The 10,905-nt window shown below is 66.0% G+C and carries 11 protein-coding genes; 8 read left to right on the top strand and 3 right to left on the bottom strand.

The features are described from left to right. Positions 1 to 91 precede the first annotated feature (91 nt). Positions 92 to 709 (bottom strand): TetR/AcrR family transcriptional regulator, encoded by a 618-nt coding sequence (locus J2X34_RS28225; protein WP_114724561.1) that lies wholly within the window; start codon positions 707 to 709, stop codon positions 92 to 94. 143 nt (positions 710 to 852) lie between these two features. Here J2X34_RS28225 and J2X34_RS28220 point away from each other — a divergent pair, with 143 nt between their 5' ends. The 8 genes from J2X34_RS28220 (at position 853) to J2X34_RS28185 (ending at position 8,407) form a co-directional block, all read left to right on the top strand. Continuing rightward, positions 853 to 1,644: a 3'(2'),5'-bisphosphate nucleotidase CysQ gene (locus J2X34_RS28220; RefSeq protein WP_114724562.1), complete on the top strand. Its 792-nt coding sequence runs from the start codon at positions 853 to 855 to the stop codon at positions 1,642 to 1,644. Beyond that, a complete protein-coding gene (gene cysD, locus J2X34_RS28215; RefSeq protein ID WP_114724563.1) occupies positions 1,641 to 2,546 on the top strand; it encodes a sulfate adenylyltransferase subunit CysD in 906 nt (301 codons plus the stop codon). Before J2X34_RS28220 ends, cysD begins: the two co-directional genes overlap by 4 nt. Further along, positions 2,546 to 4,447: a sulfate adenylyltransferase subunit CysN gene (gene cysN / locus J2X34_RS28210; RefSeq protein WP_429520338.1), complete on the top strand. Its 1,902-nt coding sequence runs from the start codon at positions 2,546 to 2,548 to the stop codon at positions 4,445 to 4,447. The genes cysD and cysN overlap by 1 nt, the downstream gene beginning before the upstream one ends. A 58-nt stretch (positions 4,448 to 4,505) precedes the next feature. After that, on the top strand, positions 4,506 to 4,868 hold the full coding sequence (locus J2X34_RS28205; RefSeq protein ID WP_114724565.1) for a nuclear transport factor 2 family protein: 363 nt from the start codon (positions 4,506 to 4,508) through the stop codon (positions 4,866 to 4,868). 15 nt (positions 4,869 to 4,883) lie between these two features. After that, on the top strand, positions 4,884 to 5,702 hold the full coding sequence (locus J2X34_RS28200) for an SDR family oxidoreductase (protein ID WP_429520339.1): 819 nt from the start codon (positions 4,884 to 4,886) through the stop codon (positions 5,700 to 5,702). A gap of 31 nt (positions 5,703 to 5,733) precedes the next feature. Further along, a complete protein-coding gene (locus tag J2X34_RS28195) occupies positions 5,734 to 6,879 on the top strand; it encodes a sulfotransferase family protein (protein ID WP_429520337.1) in 1,146 nt (381 codons plus the stop codon). A 40-nt stretch (positions 6,880 to 6,919) separates the two neighbouring features. Next, positions 6,920 to 7,981, top strand: a complete 1,062-nt coding sequence (locus J2X34_RS28190; protein ID WP_114724567.1) for a DUF1214 domain-containing protein — start codon at positions 6,920 to 6,922, stop codon at positions 7,979 to 7,981. A 141-nt stretch (positions 7,982 to 8,122) separates the two neighbouring features. Continuing rightward, positions 8,123 to 8,407, top strand: coding sequence for a hypothetical protein (locus J2X34_RS28185; RefSeq protein WP_114724568.1), 285 nt, complete (start codon positions 8,123 to 8,125; stop codon positions 8,405 to 8,407). A gap of 74 nt (positions 8,408 to 8,481) precedes the next feature. Here J2X34_RS28185 and J2X34_RS28180 read toward each other — a convergent pair whose 3' ends face one another. Both J2X34_RS28180 and J2X34_RS28175 read right to left on the bottom strand, forming a co-directional pair. Beyond that, on the bottom strand, positions 8,482 to 9,243 hold the full coding sequence (locus J2X34_RS28180) for a decaprenylphospho-beta-D-erythro-pentofuranosid-2-ulose 2-reductase (protein WP_429520336.1): 762 nt from the start codon (positions 9,241 to 9,243) through the stop codon (positions 8,482 to 8,484). Further along, positions 9,240 to 10,664: an FAD-binding oxidoreductase gene (locus tag J2X34_RS28175; protein WP_174907516.1), complete on the bottom strand. Its 1,425-nt coding sequence runs from the start codon at positions 10,662 to 10,664 to the stop codon at positions 9,240 to 9,242. The genes J2X34_RS28180 and J2X34_RS28175 overlap by 4 nt, the downstream gene beginning before the upstream one ends. Positions 10,665 to 10,905 lie beyond the last annotated feature (241 nt).

Here is a 10,905-nt window from a genome sequence, read left to right as displayed (position 1 = left end):
GGTCGGGGTGTGTGTGGTAACCACACCGATACCGGAGGTCCTCGCCTACTTCCTCACGCCACGCTGTTCGCAACCTGCCTGGGAACTACACCTAGTCCGAGACCGTGACGGCTCGCGCCAGTGCGGTCGCAGCGAACTCGACGAACTCCGCCGTGTCCAGGTCCTGCGCCCAGTTGTTGACGATGGTGTCGGCCACGCCCTGCAACCCGGACAGGACGTACGGCAGGAGCGCGCGATCCTCGCGCAGGGTCCGGCCCTCGGCGGCCGCGGCTTCGTGGAGAGCCTTGCGGAGTTCCTCGTTGTACAGCTTGGCGGTTTTACGCACCTGGCGGACCGATTCGCGATCCGATCCCGCCGCGCCCTCGACGTCACGCCAGGTCGCGGTCAGGCGGCCGACCCGACCCCATTGTCTCGCCGACTCGGGGATCACCGCGGCGATCAGTGCGGCCACACCGTGATCGCGAGGTAGCGCCGCGACGAAGGCGGTGGACTCGATCTGGCTCTCGTTCAGCAGTGCGGTGAAGATCTCCTGCTTGTCCGCGAAGTACTGGTAGATGAGCCCGGTGCTCGTACCCGATCGTTTCGCCACCGCCCGGATCGTCAGCGCGGTGTAGCCGCCCTCGTCCAGGAGTGCGGCCGCGGCGTCCAGCGTGCGGCGGCGCCGAGCCTCCGCATCTCCGTAGATCGACTTGCTGTCCGGTACACCCATAGGACCACCGTATCGGGGGATCGTCTGAGGTCCAAGCTCGATCGAACAATGTTCATTCTGAGGCAGCGGAAACGCCCAGGAAGAATGAACAATGTTCGTTCTGGGATTGAACATGGTTCATTCTGTGGCTACAGTCACGTTCCATGAGCCATGAAGCCGCCATCACGACGCCACCCGATTCGACGGACCAGCGGGATGCGGACAGTCGCGCGGCGGTGGAGATCGCCACGGCGGCAGGCCGTCTGCTGCTCGATCATCGGCGCCGACTGGACGACACCGACGTCGATCCGGCCGAATTCCGCAATGCCGCGGACAGGCTCAGTCACGAGTTCATCGTCGGCGCGCTGGCGCAGTGGTTCCCGGGCGACGCCGTGCTGTCCGAGGAGGGCGCGGACGATCTCGCCCGCCTCGCCGCCGACCGCGTGTGGATCGTCGACCCCCTCGACGGCACCCGCGAGTACGGCGAGAAGGGTCGCGACGACTGGGCCGTCCACGTCGCGCTCGTCGAGGGCGGGGACCTGACGGTCGGCGCGGTGGCGATGCCTGCGCTCGGGACCACGTTCTCGACGGGCGACTCTCCCGCGTCGTACGCACCGCTGTCCGGCGCACCCCGGGTGGTCGTCAGTCGCACTCGCCGGCCCGAACCCGTGATGGCGATGGCGGACGCGCTCGGTGCCGAGCTGATCGAGATGGGCTCGGCGGGTGCGAAGGCGATGGCGGTGGTCCGCGGTGAGGCCGACGTCTACGCGCACGCCGGCGGACAGTACGAGTGGGACTCGGCCGCGCCCGTCGCGGTGGCCCGTGCTGCGGGACTGCATGTTTCACGGATCGACGGATCCGCCCTGATCTACAACCAGGAGAACCCCTGGCTGCCCGACCTACTGATCTGCCGGCCCGAACTGGCAGGCAAAGCACTGGAGGCACTTCGGCGATGACCCGAACACTGACCCACCTCGAGCGGCTCGAGGCCGAGAGCATCCACATCATGCGGGAAGCCGTCGCCGAGAGCGAGAATCCCGTGATGCTGTACTCGGTCGGCAAGGACTCCGCCGTGATGCTGCACCTGGCGCGGAAGGCGTTCTATCCGTCGCGGCTGCCGTTCCCGCTCCTCCACGTCGACACCACGTGGAAGTTCCGTGAGATGTACAAGCTGCGCGACGAATCCGCTGCCGCAGGCGATTTCGACCTCCTCGTTTACAAGAACCCGGAATGCGTGGAGAAGGGCATCAACCCGTTCACACACGGCTCCGCGACGCACACCGATATGTGGAAGACCGAGGGACTCAAGCAGGCCCTCGACCTGTACAAGTTCGATGCCGCGTTCGGCGGCGCGCGCCGTGACGAGGAGAAGTCCCGCGCGAAGGAGCGGGTGTTCTCGATCCGCTCCGCCGAGCACCGCTGGGATCCCAAGCAGCAACGCCCGGAGTTGTGGCGGATGTACAACGTCCGCAAGTCCCCGGGTGAGTCCCTGCGGGTGTTCCCGCTGTCGAACTGGACGGAACTCGATGTGTGGGAATACATCCGGCAGGAGAACATCCCGATCGTGCCGCTGTACTTCGCGGCGAAGCGCCCCGTCGTGGAGCGTGACGGCGCACTGATCATGGTCGACGACGACCGCATGCCGTTGCTGCCCGGCGAGCAGCCGCAGCTCAAGAGCGTCCGGTTCCGCACTCTGGGCTGCTACCCGCTCACCGGTGCGGTCGAATCCACCGCCGAGACCTTGACCGACATCATCCAGGAAATGTTGTTGACCACCACCTCCGAGCGTCAGGGCCGGGTGATCGACCACGACAGCAGCGCCTCGATGGAGAAGAAGAAGCAGGAAGGTTACTTCTGATGACTCAGCCTTCGGATCTGATCGCCGACGACATCGAGCAGTACCTCGCCCGGCACGCGAACAAGTCGATGCTCCGGTTCATCACCTGTGGCAGCGTCGACGACGGCAAGTCCACCCTCATCGGCCGGCTGTTGTACGAGTCGAAGCTGGTGTTCGAGGACCAACTGTCGGCGCTCGAGGCCGACTCCCGCAAGGTCGGCACGCAGGGCGACGGCCTCGACTTCGCGCTGCTGGTCGACGGTTTGGCCGCTGAGCGCGAGCAGGGCATCACCATCGACGTCGCCTACCGCTACTTCTCCACCGAACGCCGCAAGTTCGTCGTCGCGGACACCCCCGGCCACGAGCAGTACACCCGCAACATGGTCACCGGCGCCTCCACCGCGGATCTCGCGGTGATCCTCGTCGACGCCCGCAAGGGTGTGCTCACTCAGACCCGCCGGCACTCCTACCTCGTCTCGCTCCTCGGTATCCGGAACGTGGTCCTCGCGGTGAACAAGCTGGACCTGGTGGACTATTCGCAGGACGTCTTCGAGGAGATCGTCGCCGAGTACGCGGGTTTCGCGGCCGAGATCGGGCTCACCGACGTCGTCGCGATCCCGTTGTCCGCGTACATGGGTGACAACCTCACCGAACGCAGCATGAACACCGCCTGGTACGACGGTCCGACGCTGATCGAGCACCTCGAGACCGTCGAAATCTCCAGCGAGCTGAGCAGCGGCCCGTTCCGGATGCCGGTGCAGTGGGTCAACCGACCGGATCTCGACTTCCGCGGCTTCTCCGGGCAGATCGTCGGCGGCATCCTGCGCCCCGGTGATCGTGTCCGGGTGCTGCCCAGCGGCAAGGAATCGACCGTCGATCGGATCGTCACGATGGGCGGCGATCTCGATGAGGCGATCGCCGGCCAATCGGTCACCGTCACCCTGACCGACGAGATCGACATCAGCCGCGGCGACGTCCTCGCCGTCGCCGACGCCCTACCCGGGGTCGCCGACCAGTTCGAGGCGCACGTGGTGTGGATGGGCGAGCACGAGATGCTCCCCGAACGCCCGTACCTGTGTCAGATCGGGACCATGACCGTGCAGGCGCGGATCACCAAGCCCAAGCACAAGATCAACGTCAACACCCTCGAGAAGACGGCGACGAACACGCTGGCGCTCAACGAGATCGGCGTCTGCAACATCAGCTTCGACCGGCCGGTGCCGTTCGATCCGTACGCCGACAACCGGGACACCGGTGGTTTCATCCTGATCGACCGGCTCACCAACACCACCGTCGGCGCCGGCATGATCGCGCACTCGCTGCGCCGATCCGACAACATCCACTGGCAGGCCGTCGACGTCGACGGCCAGGCCCGCGCCACACTCAACGGTCATCGGCCGCAGGTGCTGTGGTTCACCGGCCTGTCCGGATCCGGGAAGTCGACCATCGCGAACGAACTCGAGCGGCAGCTGTATGCGCTGGGCTGCCACACCTACCTCCTCGACGGCGACAACGTCCGGCACGGCCTGAACCGGGATCTCGGGTTCACCGAGGCCGACCGGGTGGAGAACATCCGCCGCGTCACCGAGGTCGCCCGGCTGATGGCCGACGCCGGCCTGGTCGTCCTCGCCTCGTTCATCTCCCCGTTCCGGGCCGAACGCGACGCCGCCCGGGAGGTGATCGGCGTGGACCAGTTCTGCGAGGTGTTCATCGACACCCCCATCGCCGTCGCCGAACAGCGGGATCCCAAGGGGCTCTACAAGAAAGCTCGCCGCGGCGATCTCGCCAACTTCACCGGCATCGACTCCCCGTACGAGTCGCCGGAGGCGCCCGATCTGCGGATCGACACGACCACGACGTCGTCCGAGGATGCGAGCAGGCAGATCATCGCGCTCCTGCGCGGCCGTGGTGTCATCGCCTGATCGGACGGCTTCCGCCGATCCTGTCCCGTGTTCCACCGATCATACGAAGGAGATCCTGTTGCCCACTCGAGACGAAATCTGTTCGGCGATAGACGCGTACGTCAAGCATCTGGGAAACCACGATGTGGACCAACTGGTATCGCTGTTCGCGGACGATGCGGTGCAGCACGAGCCGCTGGGAGTGCGGACCTACCGCGGTATCGACGAGATCCGGGAGTTCGACACTCAGAACGCGAAGGTGGCGTTCTCGGTGAGCCGCCACTCGCCGATCGTCGTCTCCGGTCGGTACGCCGCGACGCAGCTGCGCGTCCAGCCCGAGGGGATGCCGGCCTTCCTCGCCAGCGATCTCTTCGAGTTCGACGACGCGTGCAAGATCGTCTCCCTCAGTGTGGTTCTCGATCCCGAAGCACGCGCGGACTAGGGCGGGTCGGTGACCATGTCGGGGATGGTGGACGCCGGGGCGGTGCGGACGAGACTCCCGCTGCTCGAGGGCAAGGTAGTCGTGGTCGCGGGCGTGGGTCCGGGGCTGGGTCGAGCGATCGCGGTGCGCAGCGCCGATGCGGGTGCGCGGGTGATCCTCGCCGCCCGCACAGAGTCGCGGCTGGACGCGGTGGCCGAGGAGATCCGGGACAGCGGTGGTACCGCACTGTGTGTGCCAACCGATCTCACGGAGGCCGCCTCCGTCCAGGCGCTCGCAGACAGGGCTCTCTCGGAGTTCGGGCGGGTGGATGCGGTGGTCCACAACGCGTTCGTGCAACCCGCGTACGTCGGCCTGCTCGACGCGGCACCAGACGACGTGCGGCAGGGGATCGACATCAACCTGCTATCGTCGCTGAACCTGACGCGGGTGCTGGCTCCGGCGCTCGTGGAGTCCCAGGGATCCGTCGTGATGATCAACTCGATGGTGATCCGCAATCAGTTGCCCAACTTCGGTGCCTATCGGGTGATGAAGGCGGGGCTGCTCGCGCTCGCCCGGAGCCTGTCGGTGGAGCTCGGGCCCGACGGGGTACGGGTGAATTCGGTTGCACCGGGATATATCTGGGCCGACTCGGTGAAGAAGATGTTCGAGCGCCGGGCGGAGGAGCGCGGAGTCGATCCCGCCGTGGTCTATGCAGAGGTTGCGGCCGACACCGACCTGCGCCGGCTGCCCGAGCCCGACGACATCGCGAACGCGGTGGTGTTCCTCGCCTCCGACTTCGCCCGCGCCATCACGGGACAGTGCCTCGACGTCAACTGCGGGCACACCCACCACTGAACCTCACTCTCACTCTCGCAAGGAATTACAGATGACACAGGTGGACGACGGTGTGGGCACGATCGGAGACCTGCACCAGGCCGCTCGCGAGGCGACCGGGCTCGACGACTTCGGTGGCACCGAGTATCTCGAGGGGCTGCGGGTGCTGCTCGATTCGTTCGAGCGGGAAGCGGACCTCACCCCGCACGGGCGTGTGATCGCCCGCAAGATGATCACCAGCGCGCTCTCGGGCCGCCTGATCAGCGAGGCCGGATTCGCCCGCCACCCCGAGCACGTCGACGTTCCGGTGCAGCGCCCCGTCTTCGTGTGCGGGCTGACGCGGACCGGGAGCACCGCGCTGCACCGGTTGCTCGGCGCGGACCCGGCACACCAGGGCGTCGAGATGTGGCTCGCCGAGTCGCCGCAGCCACGACCCGACCGCGAGAATTGGTCGCAGAACGAGGATTTCCTGCGTTCGGACGCGTTCTACCGGGCCCGCCAGGCGAACGAGGCGGCTCTCATGAAGGTGCACTTCATGGGGGCCGAGGAAGTGGAGGAATGCTGGCGCCTGCTGCAGCAGACGATGCTCTCGATCTCATTCGAATGTGTGGCGTACGTGCCGAGCTATTCGACGTGGCTGGCGGGACAGGACTGGACCGAGACCTACGCGCGGCACAAGAAGAACCTGCAGTTGATCGGGCTGCGGGACCCGGGCCGGCGGTGGGTGCTCAAGAGCCCCAGCCATGTGTTCGCGATCGACGAGATCATGCGGGTGTACCCGGATGCGTTGATCGTCCGGACGTTCCGGGATCCGCAGACGTCGATGGCGTCCACGTTCAGCCTCGCCGAGCAGGGAAAGCACGACATGTCGACTGCGTTCGACCGTGAGACCATCGGGCGGACCCAGCTCGATCTGTGGGCGCGCGGCAATGCGCACTTCAACAGTGCTCGGGCACGGTACGACCCGGATCAGTTCGTCGACGTGAACTACAAGGATTTCGTTGCCGATCCGATCGGAACGGTCGAGAAGATCTACGCCCGGTTCTCGCTGCCGTTCACCGATGAGGCGCGCCGTGCGGTGACGGAGTCTCACCAGAGCAGCCTCGCAGACCATCGGCGGCCGGCGCACCAGTACGCGCTCGAGGAGTTCGGCGTGACGGCAGCCGACGTCGAGGCGAAGTTCGCCGCCACCGCCTGAAGCACGTCCTCGAAACATCAACCAGAACAGGGATACTCACATGAACGCCACCTGGGAGAAGTTCTGCGCCGACCTGCTCGACGCGGGCAACATCCTGCAGGACGAGATCGTCCCGCAGGATCCGCTGACGCAGGCCGAGGGCGTCCGCTACCTGTCACGCCTTCTGCGTTATGCGACGATCAACTGCGTCGAGTACACCGATCCACGGTGGCCGAGTTTCACGTCGGCGCCCAACCCGAACATGATGACGAAGATCGGCGCCGACAATCCGGACAACGTCTACATGCGCGCCAACATCTCCGGGAAGTACAGCTACCGGATCACCGGCACCCGGGGAACGGTCCCGCTGATCACCTTCGGTTCCCGCGTCAATCGGTACCACATCGACGGCACCATGATGCAGACCGGCGACCTGCACATTCACGACATCGAGGTCGATGAGCACGGCCGCTTCGAGTTCATCGCGAGCGTCGACAAGCCCGCCGAGGGTGCCTGGCTGCCGATGGCGCCGGACAGCAACCTCATCTCCGTCCGCCAGACCTACCGGGACCGGCGCAACGAGGTCCCCGCCGAGCTGTCCATCGAATGCCTCGACCCCGACGGTGAATTCGTGCCGCTGAGTCCCGAGGAGATAGGCGAGCGCCTCGGGAAGGCGGTCGGCATGGTCCGCGGCACCGCCAACACGTTCCTCGAGTGGTCCCGCAAGTTCCAGCCTCACACCAACGAGATCTTCGACTGGGGGCAGGACTACTTCCAGAACGCCGGAGGCGACCCGACGATCTTCTACCTGCACGGTTACTGGAAACTCGCCGAGGACGAGGCGTGGGTGATCGAGACCGAGGTCCCGAACTGCGAGTACTTCAACTTCGTGCTGCAGAACTTCTGGGTGGAGTCGCTCGACTACAACCGGACGAACATCTACATCAACAACCACACCGCGAAGCTCAACGACGACGGCACCCTGACGATCGTGGTGTCGGCCAAGGATCCCGGCTACGGCAACTGGATCGACACCGACGCCCACACCGAGGGGACGTGGGCGATGCGCTGGATCAAGGCGGATTCGCACCCGATCCCGACATCGAAGGTCGTGAAGATCTGATCACCGTGGACTGAGGTGCGTCTGTCGGGGGAGGGGAAGGGTGGGCGAATCGGCATCCTCGGGTGCCTGGTGGCGGTCACCGCGGGAGGCCATTGTTGTTTGTGTCCAACCGGACCCGACACCGACCAGAAAGACCGCCACATGATCTCTCGAACCGTAAAGACCCTCGCCGCTTCGCTTCTCGTCGCCGGCGGCGTGCTCGGCGCCCAGGCCGCAGTAGCCCACGCCGAGATCCGCACCGCACCCGACGGGACACAGACGACCGTGTGTGTCTACGACGGCAAGGACTACAGCGTCGGCAGCAAGGTCTACCACCCGGACGGCACGTACCAGACCTGCAAGAGCGACGGCACGTGGCAGCGCGTCAAGCCGAACACCGGCAACGACATGAGGGCCGTCCCCGCTCAGCCCCGTTCGGCGATGTAGGAACAGCGATACCCCGGAACGAGATTCGGCCCACCACAGTGCACTGTGGTGGGCCGAATCGTGAACGGCTGTTCCTAGATGGGCAGCTTGCGGAAGATCGCGCGCGGCACGTGCCGCAGCCCCATCATCACGAAGCGCCACGGACCGGGGGTCCAGACGATCTCCTTGCCCTTGTCGGACGCCGCCACCGCGAGCGCGGCGACGTCTTCCTTGTTCACCGTCAGCGGGGCTTCCTTGACGTGCGCGCTGAACTGGGTGCGCACCATGCCCGGGCGAACGACGGTGACCTTGGGGCCGAACGGCGCCAGGGCCTCGCCGAGGCCGAGGTAGAAGCCGTCGAGGCCGGCCTTGGTGGAGCCGTAGACGAAGTTGGCGCGCTTGACGCGCTCACCGGCCACCGACGACATCGCGATGATGCGGCCGAAGCCCTGCGTCTTCATCTTCTCGCCGACCAGCACGCCGACGGAGACCGCGGCGGTGTAGTTGACGTTCGCGATCAGTACGGCCTTGCGCTGGTTCTGCCACAGTTCCTCGGCGTCGCCGTCGAGCGCGAACGCGACGATCGCCACGTCCACGTCGCCGCCGGCCCACGCCTGGTCGATGACCTTGGGGTGGCTCTCGGTGTCGAGGGCGTCGAAGTCGATGACGTCGACCTGGGTGGCGCCCGCGGCCTTCATCTGCGCGACGGCGGCGTCGCGGCCCGGATCGTTCGGCAGCGCAGCGAGAATCACGCGCAGCGGCGCCTTCTTCAGGTATTCCTCGCAGATCGCCAGACCGATCTCGGACGTGCCGCCGAGGAGCAGCAGGGTCTGGGGGTTACCGACGGCGTTGATCACTGCAGTTCCAACCTTCTGGACATGTCGGAGGCGAAAACGCCTGTGGGGTCGACGGATCGGCGGACCTTGATCCACTCGTTGATCCGGGGGTACATGGCGTGGAACGTCTCGGCCGTGGTCCGCGAGTCCTTCGCGGTGTACAGCCGCCCGCCGAACTCGAGCACACGCTTGTCGAGTTCGGTCACGAACTCGTTCAGGCCCGGCTTGATCCGGAAGTCCACGCAGATGTTCCACCCGGCCATCGGGAAGCTCAGCGGCGCCTTGTTGCCCTCGCCGAACAGCTTGAACACGTTGAGGAACGAGTGGTGTCCCGACGACTGGATGTCGCGGATGATCTGCTTGAACTCGCCCACGGCCTCCGGCGGCACCACGAACTGGTACTGCAGGAAACCGTTGGAGCCGTAGCCGCGGTTCCACTCACCGAACAGATCCAGCGGGTGGTAGAACTGCGTCAGATTCTGGATCTGGTTGTCCGCGTTCTTCGTCTTCCGGTAGTACAGCTCGCCGATCACCGAGAAGTTGAACTTGTTCGCGAGGCCGTTGGGGAAGACGTCCGGCAGCGTCAGCAGCGTCGGAGCGTCGAACTTGAGCGGATCCTTCTGCAGCTTCGCGGGCAGCTGATCCAGCTTGGCGAGACTGCCCCGAGAGACCGCGGCCCGGCCCAGCTTCGGCTCCGGCGAGATCGCGTCGAACCAGGCGCTCGAGTAGTCGTAGTTCTCCTCGCTGCCGTCGCTGTGCAGGGCGATGGTCTCGTCGAGGTCGGCCGTGCGACGGCTGTCCGCGATGAAGTACGCGGTCTCCGTCGGCGTCATCTCGATGGTCGCCTTGAGGATGATGCCCGTCAGGCCCATGCCGCCGACGGTGGCCCAGAACAGCTTCGCGTTCCGGCCGGCCGGGGTGAGCGTGCGGATTTGGCCGTCGGCGGTCAGTAGATCCATCGAGCGCACGTGATTGCCGAAGCTACCGGCGCTGTGATGGTTCTTGCCGTGGATGTCCGACGCGATTGCGCCGCCGATCGTGACCTGGCGGGTGCCCGGAAGCACCGGAACCCACAGGCCGAACGGCAGTGCGGCGCGCATCAGCTGATCCAGGCTCACACCGGCATCCAGCGTCACCAGGTGGGTGTTGGAGTCGATGTTGTGGATTCGCTTCAGGGCGTTCATGTCGACGACGAGTCCACCGGCGTTCTGCGCCGGGTCGCCGTACGAGCGGCCCAGGCCGCGCGCGATGACGCCTCGCCGCAGGTGTGCGGGCTTGGACTCGTTCTGCTCCGCCACCTGGGCGACCGCCTTGGCGATCACCTCGACGTCGGGCGTGGACAGCACCTGTGCCGTGGTGGGCGCGGTGCGCCCCCAACCGGTGAGGGTGCGGGTCTGCGTGGGGAGGGGCTCGTGAGCCGTCTCTTCTGCTGGCGTGGACATCGCGTACGAGGTTACCTGGCGGTAGTGCGTGGGCCCCTGTGTGAGTGCGCCGATCCACAACTTCTTTACTCGCGTTTTGCGCACTTGTCGGCCTTTTCGGGGCCTCGGGAACAACGACAAGTGCGCAAAACGCGGGAGAAGGAGATCAGATCAGGCGGGGACGATGAGTCCGGCGGTCTGGGTGCGGGCGGCGGCGAAGCGGGTGGCGACGTCGTTCCAGTTGACGATGTTCCAGAAGGCG

It is taken from the genome of Rhodococcus sp. BE178 (assembly GCF_050433545.1).
GTDB lineage: Bacteria > Actinomycetota > Actinomycetes > Mycobacteriales > Mycobacteriaceae > Prescottella.
This window is presented reverse-complemented; position numbering and strand designations above follow the sequence as displayed.

What these genes read in the sequence shown, in the direction of transcription:
- J2X34_RS28225 (WP_114724561.1), bottom strand. Translation starts at nt 709, where the DNA reads ATGGGTGTACCGGACAGCAAGTCGATCTACGGAGATGCGGAGGCTCGG.
- J2X34_RS28220 (WP_114724562.1), top strand. Translation starts at nt 853, where the DNA reads ATGAGCCATGAAGCCGCCATCACGACGCCACCCGATTCGACGGACCAG.
- cysD (WP_114724563.1), top strand. Translation starts at nt 1,641, where the DNA reads ATGACCCGAACACTGACCCACCTCGAGCGGCTCGAGGCCGAGAGCATC.
- cysN (WP_429520338.1), top strand. Translation starts at nt 2,546, where the DNA reads ATGACTCAGCCTTCGGATCTGATCGCCGACGACATCGAGCAGTACCTC.
- J2X34_RS28200 (WP_429520339.1), top strand. Translation starts at nt 4,884, where the DNA reads ATGTCGGGGATGGTGGACGCCGGGGCGGTGCGGACGAGACTCCCGCTG.
- J2X34_RS28195 (WP_429520337.1), top strand. Translation starts at nt 5,734, where the DNA reads ATGACACAGGTGGACGACGGTGTGGGCACGATCGGAGACCTGCACCAG.
- J2X34_RS28190 (WP_114724567.1), top strand. Translation starts at nt 6,920, where the DNA reads ATGAACGCCACCTGGGAGAAGTTCTGCGCCGACCTGCTCGACGCGGGC.
- J2X34_RS28185 (WP_114724568.1), top strand. Translation starts at nt 8,123, where the DNA reads ATGATCTCTCGAACCGTAAAGACCCTCGCCGCTTCGCTTCTCGTCGCC.
- J2X34_RS28175 (WP_174907516.1), bottom strand. Translation starts at nt 10,664, where the DNA reads ATGTCCACGCCAGCAGAAGAGACGGCTCACGAGCCCCTCCCCACGCAG.